Origin of the sequence: Tamlana sedimenti (assembly GCF_038148895.1) — a bacterium.
Classification (GTDB): domain Bacteria; phylum Bacteroidota; class Bacteroidia; order Flavobacteriales; family Flavobacteriaceae; genus Tamlana.
Window position 1 is genome coordinate 84864 of record NZ_JBBVGQ010000006.1, and the last position, 22166, is coordinate 107029.

Annotated in this window: 10 protein-coding genes; 6 read left to right on the forward strand and 4 right to left on the reverse strand. The window is 35.7% G+C overall.

Features of this window, described 5'->3' with window-relative positions; all coding sequences use genetic code 11:
* Positions 1-35 precede the first annotated feature (35 nt).
* On the reverse strand, positions 36-2207 hold the full coding sequence (locus WJN01_RS14040) for a rhamnogalacturonan lyase family protein (protein WP_445197792.1): 2172 nt from the start codon (positions 2205-2207) through the stop codon (positions 36-38).
* Positions 2208-2567: 360 nt separating this feature from the next.
* Complete coding sequence (locus WJN01_RS14045) at positions 2568-6890, reverse strand: hybrid sensor histidine kinase/response regulator transcription factor (RefSeq protein ID WP_445197793.1); 4323 nt, start codon at positions 6888-6890, stop codon at positions 2568-2570.
* A gap of 318 nt (positions 6891-7208) precedes the next feature.
* Between WJN01_RS14045 and WJN01_RS14050 the strand changes: the two genes are divergently transcribed.
* The 6 genes from WJN01_RS14050 (at position 7209) to WJN01_RS14075 (ending at position 17055) form a co-directional block, all read left to right on the forward strand.
* Complete coding sequence (locus WJN01_RS14050; protein ID WP_445197794.1) at positions 7209-8255, forward strand: T9SS type A sorting domain-containing protein; 1047 nt, start codon at positions 7209-7211, stop codon at positions 8253-8255.
* Positions 8256-8772: 517 nt separating this feature from the next.
* On the forward strand, positions 8773-11679 hold the full coding sequence (locus WJN01_RS14055; protein ID WP_445197795.1) for a glycosyl hydrolase 115 family protein: 2907 nt from the start codon (positions 8773-8775) through the stop codon (positions 11677-11679).
* 69 nt (positions 11680-11748) lie between these two features.
* Positions 11749-12510, forward strand: coding sequence for a GDSL-type esterase/lipase family protein (locus WJN01_RS14060; RefSeq protein ID WP_445197796.1), 762 nt, complete (start codon positions 11749-11751; stop codon positions 12508-12510).
* 40 nt (positions 12511-12550) lie between these two features.
* On the forward strand, positions 12551-13357 hold the full coding sequence (locus WJN01_RS14065; RefSeq protein WP_445197797.1) for an SDR family oxidoreductase: 807 nt from the start codon (positions 12551-12553) through the stop codon (positions 13355-13357).
* 17 nt (positions 13358-13374) lie between these two features.
* A complete protein-coding gene (uxuA, locus tag WJN01_RS14070) occupies positions 13375-14580 on the forward strand; it encodes a mannonate dehydratase (protein WP_445197798.1) in 1206 nt (401 codons plus the stop codon).
* A 51-nt stretch (positions 14581-14631) separates the two neighbouring features.
* Positions 14632-17055 (forward strand): DUF4982 domain-containing protein, encoded by a 2424-nt coding sequence (locus tag WJN01_RS14075; RefSeq protein ID WP_445197869.1) that lies wholly within the window; start codon positions 14632-14634, stop codon positions 17053-17055.
* Between the two features lie 116 nt (positions 17056-17171).
* On the opposite strand, the gene WJN01_RS14080 is transcribed toward WJN01_RS14075, so the two are convergent.
* On the reverse strand, positions 17172-19760 hold the full coding sequence (locus WJN01_RS14080; protein ID WP_445197799.1) for a T9SS type A sorting domain-containing protein: 2589 nt from the start codon (positions 19758-19760) through the stop codon (positions 17172-17174).
* Positions 19761-19920: 160 nt separating this feature from the next.
* Positions 19921-22074 (reverse strand): family 43 glycosylhydrolase, encoded by a 2154-nt coding sequence (locus WJN01_RS14085; protein WP_445197800.1) that lies wholly within the window; start codon positions 22072-22074, stop codon positions 19921-19923.
* Between the last annotated feature and the right edge of the window lie 92 nt (positions 22075-22166).

Here is a 22166-nt window from a genome sequence, read left to right on the forward strand (position 1 = left end):
TAACATGTTAACTTCTTTTAATTTATAGTGTAAGACTATTTTAAAATAACCTTGAATGTTTTTACCATATTTTCGTGGTTAACTTTAACCAGATACAAGCCAGGAGGATTACCTCTTAAATTCATAGTTTTAGAATTAGAAAGGTCAGCTTTGAACACCAATTTACCAATGGTGTTATAAATTGAAACCTTACCTTGGTCTATTCCTTCTAAGAAAATCTCACCATTAGATGGGTTGGGGTAAACTTTTATTTTAAAATCATTATTTAATCCAATGTCATTTACCGATAACGTTTCTTGCAGATAGATATCTGGCACTGGTGCTGGATCCATATCCCAACCTAGAAAGAAGCCAGTATGGGCCGGTTGATTGTATGCCACATTTTGCCAAGCTATGCTATTGCGGTAAACAGGGTCATGCATTAAGGTATAAATGCGTTCAGTTGGTAGGCTATTGGAAGAAAAAATGGCCAAATAATTACTGTCACTATTTCGCCAAATGATTTCTTCGCGCCAATCTCCAAGTATATCGGCTATTAAGCAAGGAGTGGATTTAGTTGAATTATTACTACTTAAACTTAATCTATCGTAATCATAAGCAGTAAGCGCCCGACCAGTAGTTTGGGTCGCGGCATTCCATTTTGATATGACCGTTTGGTCAACCAATTCTCTTAATACGTCACCGTCATACCAAGCGGCCATGTTTATAGACTGGCTGCTACCACTTGATATAGGGTATGATGCTGTGAGCTGTGTCCCATCAATTTTACGAATTCCAGCTCCATCTGCGGCCCATGCTTCAGCACCCGGACTTGTTTCATCAATATCGGCGACTAGGCAACGCCCTATATCTGCAGTGCCAGATGTCTGATTTAATTGCCAAGATATAGTGTTTAAATTCAAGTGTTTAAAATCCACTCTAGGATTTATACTCGTCCACAAATCACCAAATCCATTTGCATTTTCATTTAAAATAGTATGGGCATTGTAACCCGCAGCCTCGTGACAAGTAAAATATTCTAACCCAGGTGAGGTGGGGTCAAAATCACCTAAATGGGCTGCATCACCATGGGCATATCCTGTGGAATTATAAGGAGAACCATCATCATCAACAATTAAAGAACCGAAAACAATTTCATCTTTTCCATCTCCATCAACGTCTCCTACCGCCAAACTGTGGTTTCCTTGGGTTTCATATTGGCTGCCTTCAATATCTGAATCAAATACCCATCTGGTAGTTGCTGGTTCGCCAGGGTTGTTATGTTCTACTAATTGGCCGTTTCTAAAGTCGTAAGCAGCCATTACTGTTCGAGTATAATAGCCCCTGGTAAAAACTAAACTCGGGTGTACGCCATCCAAATAGGCTATACAGGCTAAAAATCTATCTACCCTATTGCCATAACTATCTCCCCAATCACTTACGTTTCCTCTGGGCGGATAGTACGGTTCTTCTTTAACAATAAAAGCACCGGTTTCACCATTAAAAATACTGAAATATTCAGGCCCTACAAGAACATAGCCATTGCGGTTTCTGTAGCTAGGCGGGTTTGGGTCATTACCAATAATATTCCCAACGCCATCAGTGGTGCCAGTAGAAGTTTTACAGGCCACTTCGGCTTTTCCATCTCCATCAAGATCATATACCATAAATTGGGTGTAATGTGCGCCAGACCTAATGTTGATGCCTAAATCTATGGTCCACATAACCGTACCGTCCAACTCCAATCCTTGTAAATAGGTGTTTCCCGTATAGCCACTTTGGGAATTATCTTTAGAGTTTGAAGGCATCCATTTTAACACAATTTCATATTGCCCGTCACCATCCAAATCACCAACCGAAGCATCGTTCGCATCATAATCGTATGAACTTCCTGTAGGAGTTACACCACTTGGGGGTTTTGCAGTTAACGGAACCAATTTATAAATATCGGTCCATAAACCAACAGGCTCTGAAAGTTCCTTCTCTTGCCCACTAATAACAGCAGAAACGCTGTATGTAGTTGAATCATCTGCCGTTGTGTCAACATAATTGGTTGCGCCGGTAATTGGTGTTGGGTTTAAAGGATTTAACAAGTCGGAGCCCCTGTAAACATTAAAAGCAACATCTGGTAGGGCATATTCAGTTCCCAGAATTCGCCAGCTTACCAAAACCTGATTACTACCACTACTTGGCCTAATTGCCAATACGCCACGATCTAAGGCTTCCATTTGCCGTCCAGTTTGGGCGTATGAAATTGAAAAAATTAAAATAAACAAGAGGAATGTCATTTTCCTTACAAGAAAACTAGCATCACAGAAACCATAGCAAACCCTTTTGTCATGGTTATTTTGGGTAATATGTATCATCAATAAATTAGTTTTTGTTGGTAAACATAAAAGTCTAATAAACCCAAATAGGGCAATCTTTTTTCAAAATTAAGTACGACATTTAGTTAAAGCGGATTGGATAATCCAAATAAATGTAGAAAACAGTCGGACTACCTTATTTTCAAAAAGTTAATAGACTGTTCTTTGGTTTAAGAACAGTTTTTTGATGAAGCAAAGATGATTTAAAATCCAGTTACCAAGCTAATTTTGTTGATACTCTTTTTTAACCTTATTTTTTTTACGGTCTAATTGATATTGTTTTGGTGTTTTATTGAAGTAGCTTTTAAATATTTTAGCAAAATATCTATGATCGTTAAACCCACAAATTAAACTAATTTCCGGAATTGGATAGTTGGTTTCTTCAAGTAATCGGGCTGCCTTTTTTAATTGAACGGTTTTGATAAATTCATTAGGCGTGCCTCCCGTAACTTCTTTCATTTTTGTGTAGAAAAGAGACCGGCTCAGCCCAAGTTTTGCAGCTGTGGAATCTATTGAGAAATTAGCCTCGCCCATACTATCTTCTATGACTTTCTTTAAACTTTTAACGAAGTTTTTGTTTTCTTCATCATCTGTTAAAATTTCAATGGACAACTCAGGATTTTTGCTAAAACTATCAATTATTTTTTTTCTTTGGGCTATTAGGGCATCGACCTTAACCTTTAAATGATTTATATCAAAAGGTTTGTTGATGTAATCATCGGCTCCTGTTTTAATGCCTTCAAGTTTCTTTTGCTGTGATGAGTTTGCTGTAAGAAGTATAATTGGGATGTGGCATGTGTTAAAATTATCCCTTAGTGTTTCTACAACCTCAATACCATCCATAACCGGCATCATTAAATCACAAATAATGATTCCTGGAATTTCTTTTATAGCCAGTTCAACACCTTCTTTGCCATTTTTGGCAGTGAATACTTTGGAAAAGTATTTAAACTTTTTTTCCAAATACAGGCGCATATCATTGCTGTCTTCAATTATTAAAATAGAATCGGCAATGCCAGCCTCTTTCTCTGTTGCCTCATAAGCCTCTTCAGGGTCATTTGGCTGTGCTTCTGTCAAGCTGTCAATAGAAGTATAGTCATCCAATTCTATTTCATTTTCGGAAAAATGGGCTTTAGTTATTGGCAACTCTATAGTAAAACAAGTTCCGGTATTCAATTCACTTTCCAAGGTAATTAAACCTTTATGTGTGTCTACAAGTTCTTTAACATAGGCTAAACCAAGCCCTGAACTATTTGCACTTTTATGGAAGCGCTCAAATAATTGTTTTTGGTCTTTTTTAGCAATACCAACGCCCTCGTCTTTAATTTTAAGTTCAATTCGTTTGTTGTCATCAATAGGTTTTAGGATAATTTGAACGGTTTTTCCAGACGGGGTAAACTTTATGGCATTTGACATTAAATTGTAAACAATTTTCTTTAATACCCTTATGTCAACATCTCCATAAATACTTTTATCTGGGATATCTAAATTTAAATTCACGCCATTTTTATTGGCTAAAGGAAGAAATTGGGAATGTATATCTTTTATAAAGTCATTAAGGTCTGTGTTTATTAGAAGAAGCTTCATTTTATCTTCTCTAATTTTTCTAAAATCCAGAATTTGCTCAACTAAATTTAACAAATAGGAACTGTTTTTTTGAATTTCGCCATTTAGAGATTTTATTTCTTCGGTTGAAATGTTGTCATTATTCAAAATGTCCTGCAAATGACAGGAAATTAAAGTGAGCGGGGTTTTAAATTCATGAGAAATATTTGTGTAATATTCTAACTTTTTATCATTCAATCTATTAGAGAAAGCAATCTCTTGTTTTGCCGATAGTTGCCTTTTATACAAATAAAGAAAACCAAAAAACATAATGCCAAGCAAAATGGCCTCAGTTAAATAACCTACGGTAGATTTAAAAAAAGGAGGTGTTATCGTAACATTAAACTCTTTGGTTTCTGATAGCATTACTCCGTCACTATTTGTGGCTTTTAACAAGAAAGTATAATCTCCATGGGGCAAATTTTGGTAAATAGCCTTATTGTTTGCCAATGGTGTGCTCCAGTTGTCGTCGTAATTTTCAAGCTTATAGGAATACTTGTTTTTGTTCGGGTTTTTAAAATCCAGAACAGAAAAATTAAATTCAATATTGTTTTGATTGTATGCAAGCTTTATACCTTCTTCATATTCTATATTGTGCTTAATTAAACCAGATTTATTGGGTATTTGTTCATTGCCATTAACAATAAGTTTAGACAATACTATAGGATAAGCTGTGGTATCTTTTTCAATTTGCCTTGGATTAAAAGTGATAAACCCTTTATGATTTCCAAACAATAAATTGCCATTTTTCAGTGTAGCAGAACAGCCTTCGGAAAAATAGCTGGTGCTTAAATTCTTCTCGTTTAAAAAATTGTCAATTCTACCTGTGTCTGCATAATACTTGTCTACACCCAAGCTATTGCAAATCCAAATATTGTTATCACGGTCTTCTTGAACTGAAAACACTTTATTTGAAGACAAGCCATTTGAAACGTCTAATTTTTGCCATTCAAAATTTCTGTTTTTAAAATTAGGGTAATCCAAAATGTTTACACCGCCCCCCATTGTAGATACAAAAAAAGTATTGTTTGATGCCTGAAAAATATGGTCTACAGCATTGAAACTCAGAGAGGATTTGTTTTCTTTAATATGCTTTATTGGTATAAAACTTCTGTTTTCAGCATTTAATTGGTCACTGGTAAGTAAGTTTATGCCCTCATTAGTTGCAATCCATAAATTATTGTCACTATCTGTAAATAAATACCTGATATAATTACTCACTAACTCAGTGTTATATATTAAATGTTTTGGGTTTTTAAATGGATTTTTAATAACCCCCAAACCATTACCATGAGACCCAATCCAATAATTGTTGTAACTATCTTGTGTGATGGCATAGATTTTTTGTAAAGACCCTATCTTGTAGGGCATAACCTCCAATGCGTCAATATTTGTATTGTTAATGTTCTTAATTACAAACAAGCCTTTTCCTTTAGTGCCAATCCAAAGATTTTCATCGTGGTCTATAAACAAACTATACACATTTAAATCGCTTAAAATTTCCTTGTTCTTGCCCTTTAGGTCATCCGGAAATGTGTGCTTTAGTAAATTATTTTCATAGAAAAATATTTTTCCACCCTTACTTCCCAACCAGAGATTTCCAGATTGGGTCTCTGCCACCGTTCTAATTTCATTTTCATAGGGGTTTGTGGTTGTATTTAATGGGTGGTGCCAAATGAAATCCTCTTTAGTAAGATTGATTTTGTTCAAACCGCCGTACATGGTTCCAACCCATAGGTTTTTTGATGAGTCTTCAAAAAGACTTAATACAATATCTGAGGATATGCTTTCAATTTTTTCTTCATCTGCCCTATAGTTTATAAATTCATTATCATTTCTATTATACAGAAATAGTCCACCTCCATGAATGCCAACCCAAATATCTTTGTTGCTGTCTTCTAAAATTTGGTGTTTATCAGGGTCTCCTAAAAAATTACGTTCTTTAGAGTTTAGCGAATAATATTGTATTTCCTTATGTTCAATGGAATATCTGTAAATACCTCTTGTTTGTTTAAAAACTATCCAAGTGTTGTTATAAGAGTCGTTTAAAAACCTGTCGAAACTTTTAAAGCCAGAGTTATAAACATTAGAAATGGAATTTTTATTGATGTCTAAATCCAAAAGCCTATTTTCTGTTAAAAAAAGTACCCTGTTTACATTAACTTGGTTTATGGCATATATTGGGCTACCTGTAAATTTTTCATCAATAGATTCAAGGGGTGTTAAGGTAAATTTATTGTTGTTCTTTGAGTATTGGGCAATCTCACCAGAATCAGTTCCAAACCATAATTTGTTTTCAAATTTATTGAACGAGATAAAGCTTTTATCTTTATAGTTTATGGCTACCTTATCGTTTGTGTCTATTTTAACTAATCCTTTTTCAGTTCCTATCCAGATATCTCTATCAAATCCTTCATATAAAAAATGAATTTCGTTGTGATTATTAAACAAAGTGGCCTTTAAATTTGTGCCATCGGTATATTCAATTTTGGCATATCCAAAATTACCCCAAACCCAAATATCGCCATTAGAAACTGGTCTAAAATAAATGATATCGATTTTATTGTCAAACAAGGTTCTTTTAATGTCCGTAACTTTGTTTGTGATTGGGTTTATTCTCTGTAAATTATAGTTGTCTGACCAGCACCAAACAAAGCCTTTTTTGTCTTCAAACATAGATTCTATTCTACTATTTGAAAGGCTTGTTGTGTCTCCAGGTATTGCGTAATAGTTTTTAAAATTATTGCCATCATATTTGCTAAGCCCATTTAATGTACCGAACCACAGATAACCTTTGTCGTCTTGAATAATCTTTCTAATCGAATTATCGGGCAATCCGTTAGTGACATTCAGTTTTTCAATCTGAAGGTTTTGAGCATTTAAAAATAGACTTATTGAAAAAAACAATAAACACCAGCCGTTCCTCATATTAATCATCATATAAACTAATTACAAAATTAATTAACGGACCTTGTTGGATTATCCTGTGGCATCCTGACATGAATGAGATTTAGGAACACAGAGCATACAATTCGTCAAAAATTAGAAAAGCATAAAACATAGCAAATGGTGGTATGGATAAAATACTGTTTTCTACATTTTTTTGGATTACTATATCATGCCATAAAACTGCTTGTGCAGTAATTTTGAAAAACACAATTTGTGTAATAGGCTTACTCAATTTAAAGGTCGTAATATCAAATTTAATGTTTTAAAAATTAAGAATCAATTATATACTAACAAATAAATATTTAAACAATGAAACAAACATTACTTAAAAACGCAATTTTAACATTGGCATTGGTTTTTGCTTTTAATAGCGTAAATGCACAACTCGGAACAAGTGAAAAATGGACAGGTGCTGAAGACACTAATTTCTCAAATGGGCTTAACTGGGAATTTTTTTCAGTACCAGTATATGATTCTGCGAATAGCATCTACACACGTTGTGATATTGATACCGCAAATCCTTGTATTTTAAACGACGCTACTATTGATACATTAGGAACTTATGTTGTTCGTCCTGGTGCTTCATTTACTATTCAATCATCAGTAGTATTTGCGCGTTCACCTTACTCTAGCCCAGACCACTATTTAGGTGGGGCAAATGTAAGTATTGAGAACGGGGCAGTGGTTAATGTAAGAAGAAGTGCATGGATTGGAAGTAGCAGTACTGGTGCACCAGCTTTTTACACAATTAATGCTGGTTGTGAATTTAGAGTAGCCAATAACTTTTCGGTATCTGAAAGACAAAATGCAACTATCGACATTAACGGTGGAACATTAGTTGTTGAGAGCGCAACTTTGAGACTTGGGGCTTACCCACAATTTTCTAGCTATGGTATTATAAACCTTAATAGTGGTAATATCAATGCTTATGATATATCTATTAATGGTGATTTTGGTAGTAAATTAAATGTAGATGAAGGTGTTTTAACCATACCTGCGGTAGATTACAGATTTCAACTTCAAAGTTTAGTTGATGGTGGTTTAATCGTTCCTGCTGCTGGTAAGGCCATTGTAATTGAATTTGACGGAACTGACACTATCCTATATGCCTCTGCAACTGCTAGTGTTGACGATATCAGCTCTAGAGTTTCAACAAACGTTAAAGCTATTGGTAACAGAATACTTGTTAGCAACGTTACGTTGCCATCAGAAGTAAATATTTACAGTATAACTGGGGCTTTGGTTAAGTCTTTCAAAGTTAATGCTGACGAAAGTTTTGAATTTAGATCTGGCCTTTATGTAGGTACAGTTAAAACTTCAGAAGGTCAAAAATCTTTCAAGTTATTATTGAAGTAAAAATTTAGTAAGTAGTTTATTTAGATAGTAATCCATTAAAAGGTGCGTGAATTTAATTCACGCACCTTTTTATTTGTATTTAAAGATTACCTAAATCAATTACTTAATCATTTATAGTTGAAAATATTCTTAAACGGAATACGTAAAAATATCAGTATTCAACAGAATTCTACATTTTTTGGGACTATATTATAAAAACAAAACTTGAAGTTTGATTAATTTTGATAAAGCCAGCTAAACATAACTGCTAACTTCTGTTGGTTGTTATAAAGAACAAATTTAAAATAGCACATTGTGCAATAAAATATTGGAGGCTTGTAATATGTCTCCATTTACTTAGTTTTAGTTTAATGAAAGAGATTTGTATTAGCAAATCTCTTTTTGGTCATTAAAGTTTTAAATTAGCCAAATATATATGTTCATTGCCAAAAGTATGCGCCATCATAAACCATAAAACCCCATTTAACTACCTTACTTAATGCTTATTTTAAAAGTTACAACTAAACTTAAAGATTAAATGAAAGACAAATTTTGTTTTTTGCTATTAATTTCTTTTTTAGCATTAAATTCTTGTAAAGACGTTCACGCCAATAAACCCAGTAAAGACACATTTGAGATTTTTACCTCAACTAATAAGTCGGTTATTTTATATAACAAGACTATGGGTGATTTGGATTCTATAACAGCTTACCTGTTTGCAGATGATGTTTTTAAAATTACAGGTTATCGTCCAGAAGTTATTTCCAATATTAATGATGCCAAAGGCAATGTTATAGTAATAGGTGGTATTGAATCAGACTTGGTAGGTCATTTTTTTGAAAAAGCTGAGATTAATTCAAATTTTAAAAATCAATGGGAAAGTTATTGCTACAAAACTATTTTAAATCCAAACGATAAAATAGAGAAGGCTTTTGTTGTTGCAGGAACAGATCCAAGAGGCACAGCTTATGGTGTTTTTAATCTATCAAAACAAATGGGTGTATCTCCTTGGTATTGGTGGGCTGATGTGCCTATTGAAAAACAAGAGGAACTGACTTTGGCCCAAGCAGATTTATACAGTAAAGAACCTACAGTAAAATACAGGGGGATTTTTTTAAATGATGAAGATTGGGGCTTACAGCCATGGGCTGCAAAAACTTTTGAACCCGAAACAGGTGACATTGGGCCAAAAACCTACGCCAAAATTTTTGAGCTTCTTTTGCGCCTAAATGCTAATACCATTTGGCCGGCTATGCACCCAAGTACTAAAGCCTTTTTCCATTATCCAAACAATATTCAAGTGGCGCAGGCTTACAATATTGTTGTTGGAACGTCGCATGCCGAGCCTATGCTAAGAAATAATGTAGATGAGTGGAGCAAAGAGAAACATGGCGATTTTAATTACAAAACAAATAAAAATACCATTTACAGCTATTGGGAGAACAGGGTTGAAGAAGCTAAAAATATTGATGCTATTTATACTATGGGCATGCGTGGTGTTCACGATAGTGGCATGGAAGGTGTAAATAGCAAAGATGAAGCTGTTGGTTTATTGGACGGGATTTTAAAAGACCAAAGGGAAATGTTAAAAAAGCATATTAATCAAGACATTTCAAAAATTCCCCAAGCCTTTACCGTTTACAAAGAAGTATTGGATTTATATAAAAATGGTCTTGAGGTTCCTGAAGATGTTACACTTGTTTGGACTGATGACAACTACGGATACATTAAATCGTTAAGCAATGCCGAAGAGCAAAAACGTTCTGGTGGTAGTGGCGTTTATTATCATGCATCCTATTGGGGAAGGCCACACGATTACCTATGGTTGGGTTCTACAAATCCCTACCTCATATGGGAAGAAATGATTAAGGCCTACAATCTTAACAACAAGAACATTTGGATTTTAAATGTAGGTGACATTAAACCCTTGGAATATGATATCCAACTGTTTTTAGATATAGCTTACGATGCTTCAAAGTTTGAGAATTCTGAATCTATAAAAGAGCATCAACAAGCATTTTTTTCCAAAATATTTGGTGAAGAGCATGGCAAAACCATGGCTGAAATTAAAACAGATTATTATCAATTGGCATTTGAGCGTCGTCCAGAATTTATGGGTTGGAGCCAAACAGAACCAACAACACAAATTTCCAACACAGATTATAATGCTTTTTACAATGCAGATGAAATTGAAAAACGTATTGCTGAATTCAACCTTTTAGAAAATGAAATTGAAGCCATTGAAGATCAATTGTCAGATAATTTAAAATCTACATTCACACAATTAGTTGCGTATCCTATAAAAGGTGCCTCAAACATCAATAAAAAATTTCTGTATCGTGATAAAGCATTGGCTTATGCAAAACAAGGTAGACTAAGTGCAGAAAAATATAAAGAATTGTCCAAAACAGCTTACCAAAATATTGAGGTATTAACTAGACAATACAATGAATTATCAGAAGGAAAATGGAATGGCATAATGGATATGAAACCCAGAACCCTTCCAGTTTTTGACAATCCAGAAATTGAACTCAAGTGGCCGGAATCAGATCAAACTATTGGAATTTCAATTGAAGATACACTTAAAACGTCTGAAGGGTTGAAACGCCTACCCACATTTTATGTTAATGATTCAATAAAATACTTTATCGATATTTTTTTAGAGAAAAACGCGAAAGAAGATACATGGCAAATCAAACATCTTCCTAATTGGTTAGAGGTAACTAAAACTTCGGGTAATTTTAATATTTCAAAAGACTATCTGGAAGATAGAATTTATGTTTCCATTAATTGGGATAACTGGAAAAAAGCTGGTGAGCCTAACTCAGGTTCATTCACCATTCAAAAAGGTTCTTCTGAAGAATCTGTTCAAATTTTAATATCCAAAAGCTATGATGGTTTAAATCCTACCGATATTGTAGAAAAAAATGGTTTTGCTGTTGTTTATGCCGAAAATTTCTCGGAAAACACATCTTCAGACACACTTAACTGGAAGAGGCTGGAAGGCCTGGGGCATTCTAAGGCAGTCATGCAAGCTCTGCCTTTAAGTGCCGCTTCAATATTAAATCATGAAAAAGCGCCAGTATTGAAATATGAGTTTTTTACCGAAACGCTAAATGATACTGCACTGCTTAACCTTACAGCTATACCAACACACCCTTTGAACACCGATGGAGATGTTAGGATTGCTATACAGTGGAACAACAACCTCATTGAAATAGTTGGTTTCAAAACTAAAGGAAGAAGTCCAGAATGGAAACAAAATGTACTGAGAAACAAAGCTTCAAAACAGATAACAGTTCCATTGTCAACCAAAGGCAAACAAACACTAAAAATTTACATGATAGATCCTGGAGTATTGCTCGATTACTTTGTTTTAAACACTTCTGGAAGTAACTCTATGCCATATAAACTGCCAAATGAAACTAAGATTGGCAATAACTAAATATTTATTATTTACTTTCTCGAAAACTATGCAATAGTCGTTTTTTATTAAATTGCAAGTACGATAAAAATGAAACCAAGCGTCCTTATAGTTATATCTTTGTTTGTCTGTTCCTGTGTATATTCTCAACAAAACAATTTTGAAGAGGAAAGACCAGCCAATCTTTTTCCAACCGCAGAAATAGTAACTAGGTACCATAATGAATGGACTGTTAAAAACTATCGAAAACGAATTAATGTTTTTAAAAATGATATTCCCACATCTGGATGTGTTTTTTTTATAGGAAATAGTATAACTCAACAAGGCGGTGATTGGAGCGAGAGATTTGGAGGCTCCAATATTAAAAACAGAGGTATAGCTGGTGATGTAACTGACGGGGTTTTAAAAAGATTGGATGAAATTGTTTATTACAAACCAAAAGCCATATTTATTTTAATTGGAATAAATGATTTGTTCAACATACATTATAAAGAAGACACCAAAGGAATGAAATACGATAAAATAATACCTTCTGCCCATTATGTTGGAAAGAATATTACGAAAATAGCAAAGACACTGCATAATCGATTGCCAAACACAAAAATTTACGTAAGAACGGTTATGCCAACCCGAAGAGATTTTCTAAAGGAAGATATATTGAAGGTGAATAAGGTAATTAATAAGGAGAGTAAAAAAGGGTATTTTGCCTTGATTGATTTTTATTCAGAATTTGTGGATGATTTGGGTTATCTTGCTAAAGGCCTAACAAATGACGGAGTACACTTAAACGAGGCCGGATACAAAAAATGGGTAGATATTGAAAAAGAAACAGTAAATGAATTTTATCATTAATTCCAAGATTATAAAAAAATAAAACCAAAAAACTAAAAATATGTTTGATTTAAAAGATAAAGTAGCCGTTGTAACAGGTGGCGGTGGCGTATTGGGTGGAAGCATAGCTAAAAGCCTAGTAGAAATAGGTGTTAAGGTCGCTATTCTCGATATTAGGGAAGAAAATGTAAAAGCGAGGGTCGAAGAACTAGAAGGATTGGGTGGAGACGTACTCGGTTTTGTTTCCAGTGTTTTGGATGTTGCCGAGCTAAAGTCAACCCGAGATGATTTACTTCAAAAATGGGGAAAAGTTGATATTTTGATTAACGCCGCTGGAGGAAACCTTCCTGGGGCTACGCTTACCGAAGAGCAGACCGTTTTCGATATGAAGATTGAAGATTTTGAAAAGGTCAATAGTTTAAATATGAACGGTACGGTTTATCCAAGTCTTGTTTTTGGCGAAGCTATGGCAGAAAAAGGAGAGGGTAGTATTATAACAATCTCTTCAATGGCAACGTATTCAGCTATTACAAGGGTATTGGGGTATTCAACAGCAAAAACGGCCATAAACATTTTTACACAATGGATGGCCATGGAAATGGCAACAAAATTCAGTGAAAAAATCCGGGTCAACTCCATTGCTCCAGGGTTTTTTATAGGTGATCAAAACCGAAAAGTCTTAATCAATCCAGATGGCTCCTATACAGAACGTAGTAAAAAGGTGCTGGCAAGAACGCCAATGGGTCGTTTTGGAGATATAAAAGAATTGAACGGGGCTGTTAAATTTCTTTGTTCAGACGAGGCATCGTTTATCACTGGGGTAATTTTACCTATTGATGGTGGTTTCAGCTCATTTAGTGGTGTTTAATTTAAAAATCTAAGAATATGCCTTTAGAAAAAACATGGCGTTGGTTTGGCCAAAAGGACCAAGTTTCCTTGGCAGATTTGCGCCAAATGGGTGTTGAAGGTGTTGTAACGGCTTTACATCATATTCCAAACGGAGAAGTTTGGAGCGTTGAGGAAATCATGAAGGTAAAAAATCAAATAGAAGCACATGACATGCGTTGGAGTGTTGTGGAAAGCCTTCCTGTTTCAGAAGGAATTAAAACCCATAACGATGATTATCAACGTCTGATTAATAATTATCAGCAATCCGTTATAAACTTGGGGAAATGTGGTATTGACCGCATTTGCTACAATTTTATGCCCGTGTTGGATTGGGTGAGAACAGACCTTCATTACAAATTAGATGATGGCGGTGAGGTTATGTTTTTTGATTTTCCAACTTTCGTGGCTTTTGATGCCTTTATTCTTAAAAGGCCAAATGCAGAAAAAGATTATCCAGCTGATATAGTTGAAAAGGCCAGAAAGTTGGCTGACGAAATGAGCGAAGAGGAAAAGGAATTGCTTGCCTACAACATCATTGTAGTGACACAAGGATTTATCGATGGTGTTGTTGATGGTTCATCACCTGATTACAAAAAGCTTTTCTTAAAATTTATTGATACTTACAAGGATATTGATGCAGCCCGTTTACGTGAGCATTTAAGCCTTTTTCTCAAGGACGTGGTTCCCGTGGCCGAAGAAGCAGGTGTTAAGCTTTGCATCCATCCAGACGACCCACCTTTCCCAGTATTGGGCTTGCCGCGAATTGTGAGCACACAAGAGGATTTGGAGTGGATATGCAAACAATACGATTCAATTGCCAATGGGGTGACTTACTGTACAGGTTCACTTTCGGTAAATAAATCCAACGATTTAACTGCAATCGTAAAATCTATTGGAGATAGAATTCATTTTACTCACCTTAGAAATAATGTATTTCTCCCAGATGGTTGTTTCCATGAAACAGGACACATTTATGGGGATGTGGACATGTTTCCAATTATGAAAGCATTGTTGGAAGAGCAAAAACGCCGAATTAAAGAAGGTCGTTCAGATTTTAATATTCCAGTGCGACCAGACCACGGCATCAAAATGCTTGATGATTATGGTAAATCGGCTAATCCTGGTTATCCTCTTATTGGCCGTTTAAAAGGTTTGGCTGAATTATCTGGACTTGAAATGGGCATAGAAAGAATGTTAAATTAAATGACTATTTATTAAGTTTGAACAGGTTAAAATTTTAACGATAAGCAAATGATGTATTTAAAAAGGGCCATTTTCCTTATCCTCCTAATTTCTATAAATGTTTTGGCTCAAACCAGACAGGTTATTGAACTAAAACAAGATTGGAAATTTTATAAAGGACAAAAAGAAGAGGCTTTTAAAAAAGATTTTAACGATTCTAAATGGGAAACAGTTTCAGTACCTCACGATTGGGCGATTTACGGTCCCTTCGACAAAGAAATTGATAAACAAACCGTGGCCATTGAACAAAACGGGGAAAAGATACCAACAGAAAAAACTGGAAGAACCGGGGCATTGCCCTATATAGGTGAAGGTTGGTACCGTAAAACATTTAATATTTCAAACTTAAATGAAAAGCAAAAGGTTTTGTTGACTTTTGATGGGGCAATGAGCCAGCCAAAAGTTTTTATCAATGGGAAAAAAGTTGGCGAATGGAATTATGGCTACAACTATTTTTATTTTGATGTAACCGATTTTCTTGAGAGCGATTACAATGTTTTGGCAGTTCATATAGCAAACCTTGGGGAATCTTCACGTTGGTACCCTGGTGCGGGGCTTTACCGAAAAGTTCAGCTAATTGTAAAAAACAAGGAAAGTATAAACCATTGGGGGACTTATATAACTACCCCTAAGGCTTCAAAAGATTTGGCCAAGGTTAATGTAAAAACAAAGGTTACAGGTAACGATATCCAACTCCTTACCACGATATTGGATGCCCAAGGAAGTGAGGTGGCTTCAAATAAGACTTCTACGATATTCAATAACGAATTCGAGCAGAATATTCCGGTTACCAGTCCCAATTTGTGGAGTCCTGAAAATCCATATCTCTACAAGGCGGTAAGCAAACTATATAAAAATGGCGAACTTATTGATGAGTATACAACCAGATTTGGTATTCGGTCAATCGCGTACGAAGCAAACAAAGGATTCAGCCTAAACGGCAACGTACGCAAATTCAAAGGTGTGTGTTTGCATCATGATTTAGGGCCTATTGGTGTGGCAATTAACAGGTCTGCCCTACGCAGGCAATTACGCATTTTAAAAGATATGGGTGTTGATGCCATTAGAAGCTCCCATAACATGCCTTCGTTGGAACAGTTGGAATTATGTGATGAAATGGGCTTTATGTTTTTAGCCGAAAGCTTTGACGAATGGGCCAGACCCAAAGTAAAAAATGGATATCATTTATATTTTGAAACGGATGTGGAAAAGGATTTGGTGAATTTAATCCATGCCACTCGCAATCACCCATGTATTGTCATGTGGAGTTCGGGAAACGAGGTTCCTGACCAATTTGGAGCTGAAGGGGTGAAACGCGCTAAACGTCTTCAGGATATTTTTCATCGGGAAGACCCGACACGACCTGTTACCGTAGGTATGGATCGGGTAGACCAAACCATGAAATCTGGCTTTGGTGCACTGTTGGATATTCCTGGGTTGAATTACAGAGTGCATTTGTACGAAGAAGCTTTTGAAAAGTTCCCACAAGGTTTCATTTTGGGGTCTGAAACGGCTTCAACAGTCAGTTCAAGAGGGGTTTATAAATTTCCAGTGGAAAAGGCAAGTATGAAACAATACGATGATTTTCAGTGTTCTTCATATGATTTGGAATATTGCAGCTGGTCTAATCTGCCTGATGATGATTTTGTGCTGCAAGATGACAAACCTTGGGTGATTGGTGAATTTGTTTGGACGGGATTTGACTACTTAGGAGAGCCAACCCCTTATGATGATAAATGGCCATCGCGCAGTTCTTATTTTGGTATAAATGATTTGGCTGGGCTTCCAAAAGACCGATTTTATCTCTACAGAAGCAGATGGAATACTAAAGAAGAAACCCTTCATGTCTTGCCACATTGGAATTGGGAAGGTCGAGAAGGAGAAACCACACCTGTTTTTGTCTACACTAGTTACAACAGTGCAGAATTGTTCGTTAATGGCAAGAGCATGGGCATTCAAAAAAAGAATAATGAAACACCACAAAATCGGTATCGTTTAATGTGGATGGATGTTAAATATGAACCAGGAACTATAAAAGTAGTAGCCTTCGATGATGAAGGAAATCCTGTAGATAAAAAAGAAATCCATACCTCAGGAAAACCCTATAAAATAGTGTTGGATCCTGATGTAAAACAATTAAAGGCTAATGGAGAAGACTTGGCGTTTGTTACCGTTTCAGTGGTTGACAAAAATGGAGTTCCTTGTCCAACTGCAAATAATCAATTAAAGTTTAAAGTTAAAGGTGAAGGTAGCTATAGGGCCGCTTGTAATGGAGATGCAACCTCGTTGGAAATGTTCCATTTGCCCACCATGAAACTTTTTAACGGTAAACTAGTGGTTTTGGTACAATCAAATACCAAGGTTGGAGATATTCATCTTAAAGTAAGTGGTAAAGGATTAAAAGCGGCAGATTTTACCATAAAGAGTGTTTTGTAATTGGGTTTTAATTTTCTTATTAGGCTAGAGAACGAGGTAACACTAAAAAATAGGATTTAACAATTTAGTATTTCATAAATTGTTAAATCCTAAAAATTTACCAAAATGATTTTAATTTATTTAACCACAAGCTTTTTGGTTTGTTGATAGGTTGCGGTTTTTACTGTTACAAAATAAAGTCCTTCTGAAAGGCTTGATAAGGGAATTTGTTCGTCCGACTTACAATTTAGCATTGTGTAAACCGCCTGACCACTTATATTGGAAATTTTTAAATCATAATCCGTTTGGTTTTCATATCTAAACTTTAAATTTAATAAAGATGAACTTTCAGCAGGATTAGGATAAATTTCAAACTGAGAAACCGTAGCGAACACATCATCAGTGGATAATGAAGAATCTACAATAGTATCCTCCCAGTTAAACCATCGTAGGTTAACATCGGCTGCTTGCCTAGCTCCAGTTCCTAGTTTCAGTTTATAATCAAATCTACTAGTTCTTGCTTCTTCACTAAAAACATAATCCGTATTACATATGACGGCAAAAATAACTCCGTTTGCTGGCGCACCACCATCAAATGAAATTGTGCAATCACCACCATAAACAGGCTGGCTATAAAAAGTTGCCCCTGCTTTTGTGCGGTAACATAACTGCATGGACATATTTTGCCCTAAAGGTTGGAAAGTCACCGTAGCACTATTGCCTGTTGTATGAATTGGAACGAAGTTGGCGCCAGACCAACCAGGTAAGGTAAGTTCATCTGGAATTAAAAACCCTTCAGCATCTTTTGTCATTTTTACGTAAGGTGTTGCATACCAGTCAGCAACTGGTTCGGGTACTACTGAAGAAGGATGTTCTGCATAAATTCTTGTTTGGAAATAATAGTTCATCATATTCTTGAGAGGCTTCGTAAAGCGTTTAAAATCGGATAACGCCAATCGCGCTCTATATTCCTGAATAAGTTGACGCATTTTGAAGTCTCCTAATCCAGGAGCTCCACCGCTACCTTCAGCAATCCCTTCCAATACATTTCCTATGGCATATTTCCAAACCCACGGCAAACTTTTAATATTAACAACTTCTCCTAAAAATGTTGGGAAAATAGTACTGTACTGCACGCCTCCAAACAAATTTCTAGTTCTTAATGTTCCATCTGATCTAACCAAACCTTGTGCTGCAGGCCCTGCAAAAGTTCCATCGGTTAACCAACCACCATAAGTCTCTATGGGCATAAATGGTGCAAATACACTAGATGAACTTAACCAACCTAAGTCAGAGGTCTCGTAAGCACTTAATTGACCACCAGCTTTTTCAATTTCCAAAACCATTTGTAGCCAAACATTGGATCCCTCATGGAACCAAGCTGCATCCCTGCATCCTGGTAGAGCTGCATAAAGGGCATGGATTCCCTCATGAACTACAGCGCCTGATTGATATGGGTCGGGTGTAGCAGGATCAAAAGCCTTAACCGGTATGTAAGATAAAATTATATTATGCCATACTTCTCCATCTTGAGTGCTTATAGTACCCATCCATCCTCCTGGTTCATACTGACCATGACTATCATTACATAAACCAGAGCCCAATAAATAAATCATATCTCGATAGCCTGCCTGGTATAACTTGGTTGGAGGCCATCCCATATTATCAATCAAAAATCTAAAATCACCATCTACACGTTTTAACATATTGGTTATAGCTATAGGAGTAATTTCTGGATTAGGATCAGGTCCCTGCACATAAGTCCAACTTCCGTATGATTCTCTATAATCTACATTACACCCAGGGTATCCTGGATAATCATCTATCAAATTTTTTGTTGGTTCTGGAAAAGTAGGGTATTCTGCACTCCAATCATAATAAAGTGTTTGATGATCGTATGCTGGCCACCCATTAAATGCGGCAGTAGTTTCTTGAACCGTCAAGAAGAAGTCTTGGGTTGTAGTAGAACCACAATCATTAATATAAGTATAGGTATACGTTCCAGAATCAATGCTGCTTAAGCTAGACAGAGTTATTGTTTGGCTACTGGCCTGAAAATTATTGGGGCCTATCCAACCCATATAACATTCCGTTACACCTTGTGGTAATTCTGGTATAAATTCAACGGAATCGGAAGTGCCAATAACAGCATAATTTTGTTCTTGATCTGTGCTACTGTTTACATTCACTTTCGGAATTATAGCAATAGGGTCACAATTCGTCGTTTCCGTTCCATACACCCGAAACTCAACGATTCCAGTGGAAGTACCACTTTTCATGTAAATCCTTATACTTGTTGTATTAAAGGATAACCCGCTTAAGGTATTAAAAGTATTCAATGACTTACCCACGGTACCACCGTTTACCCATGAACCATCGCAATCGAGGTACTCTATATAAGCATCAGTAGGTTGTGCCAATCCACCATAATCCGTAAACCAATAAATAGATACCGAAGAAATATCATGGGCATAGTTCCATGAGTATTGTACCCAGTTGTATTTGCCGTATTCACCGTCGCCATTCCAGTTTCCATAGATAGGATAAGTTCTGTCAGCTGAATTGATTATTGGATTGTTGTCATTTACAGCAGACAAACTTTCCCATGGAGATACATGGGAGGTGGAGACTTCAGTGGAAGGCAATAGTGCCAAATTGGTTTGGGAAAAACCACTTAAAGTGAGTAGCGAAAGCGGTATTAATAGTGCTTTTTTTAAGAAATTCATAGCATGTAATGTTTTTAGTCCAGCAATTTATTTTTAAATTATCCTAAAAATAGGGGTTTAATTTTCTTTTATTTTTTAAAAGTGTAAATATAACACTTATTATTAAAATTCAGATATGTTCTCGATATAAGTTAATAAAAATCAGGCAGAAAGATAACGGTTAAAACCATTTAGTGTTATGTTTCAATTGTTTTATTTCCTGTTCATTCAGTGCATAATCATACATTTGTAATGACACCATGAAACCAGAAAAATGTTCTCCTATATCTGAAGCTCCGATAATTATTTTGGCATTATCAATGGCGGATGACAAAAGCATGTTTTGGGCATTATCAAGTACACCATCTACATATATTTTTTCTACAACACCATCAAAAGTCAGTACAATGTGATGCCATTTGTTCGCTTCCGGCAAACTATTGTAGTGCATATCAAAATGCCCATCTAAATGCGCGGCAGCACCATAGGTGCCACTATTGTAGGCTAAAGCAGTGTATGAATTAGCTAAGCCATAAGTAAAACGGTTGCACCAAGAAGCGATGATTTCACTATGGTTTGATATTTCAGGGTTTTTTACCCATGTTGCTACTGTAAATGAGCCATTCCAGGATAGATTTTCAGGAACAGATTGGTCAAGTATCAGAGCGCCTTTTGTAAAATTAAATACTTTAGACCCTGTTTCGGGGTCGGATGAGATGGACACTTCGCCTTCTATCTTGAAAAATCCAGAAAGTGTTCCTCTATTGGGTATAAGGGTATTAGTATTTACTTTTATATCGTCAGCATTAATATCAATAATTTTTTGATGGGAAGTAGTTGGGGCAGGGGAGTTTGTTGATGGCTTGTTCTTTAATTTCAGAGGTATTTCAAATAAGTCATTATACACTTTAATGTTCCATACGGCGGCAAGTAGGCCTGATTTTTCTACTGCCAAAATATTTAATTTAATATATCTAGCTTTAGCATTATTATCATCAATCATTGGGCTGCCTGGTGTCTGATTTTTAGAATTATCAGCAAAGGTTTGCCAGGCTTTTCCATCTTTTGAATATTCTATAGTATATTGATAGTAATAACTTGCAAATTCAAATTGTGTCATTACTCTTTTGATGTCTTTTATTGAGCCTAAATCTATTGTTAAATTTTGAGGTAAGGTATTGCTTGATGCTTTCCACATCGTAGCATTATTGTCATCTATGGCAAAATTTGATTCGTAAGTGTAATCATATTCCAATGATTTGAGGTGGTAACTTGATGAAGCTGTTGCTTTTGTTTGGAAAGCTAAGTTTTCCGGAACTTCAAAATCATGTATTTGGGAAACCCCTTTTAGTGTTGGTTCAACTGTTTTTATGGTCGAATCGTTTTCGAAAACCATTTTATCCATGCACACTTGTCTTGATAAACCTCCTCTAGTCATTGGGTAATCGTGCTTATGATAAACGATATAGGTGTCATCGCCTTCTTGCAATATAGAATGGTGGCCGGGCCCATGAACTGTCATGTCCTCATTTGTACTGAGTATCGGATTGTTTTTTCCTGGAGTAAAGGGGCCGTAGGGAGAACAGGCATAAGAGTAAAGTACTTTGTACGTTTCGTTATGGCAAGATTCTCCAGAGTACATTAAAATATACTTATCGCCCTTTTTCATCACATAAACAGCTTCAAAAGGATTTGGCGTTTGATCCAAGGGAATATTCTTTGGATTAATAATATCTTTCATGGTGCTTGTGTCCAGTTCTCCAACTGCATATCCTCCGTTATAATGAACCCAAGTACCCCAATAGGCATATACTTTTCCGTCAGTATCAGAAAAAAATTGGGCGTCCAAAGAAGGGAACCCTGATTTAGGAAAGTTATGCGCAATAACAGGCGTACCATCTTCATTTAATTTGACCCATGGACCGACTGGAGTATCTGATACATAACCATATATGTTACACCCAGATTGGCAGTTTCCAAAGTATAAATAATACTTTCCGTCTTTACCTTTTATGATGTCAGGCGCCCAATAGTTTTTTAGATTAACAAATGAAAGTGAAGGCACCTCCATGGTATAATTGTACCAATTTCTTAAGTCCTTACTGTACCATACGGTAGGTGCTCCTGAGGCTAGCATTTCATTGTCGGTTGTAGCGTATATATAATAAACGTCTCCAAATTTTTTAATTGTTGGGTCAGCATAATATCCGGGCAATATAGGGTTTCCTATATTTTTATGCTCTTGAGGTAAGTCATATTTTTCAGCCAATTTTTTATTACATGAAATAATAAAAAAAACTAGATGTAAAAGCAGTATGGTTACTTTTTTTGTCATTACAGTTATTTCTGTTTCAGCTAATTACTATGTAGTGGCTTAAATAGTAGTGTAATGAACACACTTATACAAATATAGACATTGTAAATAGT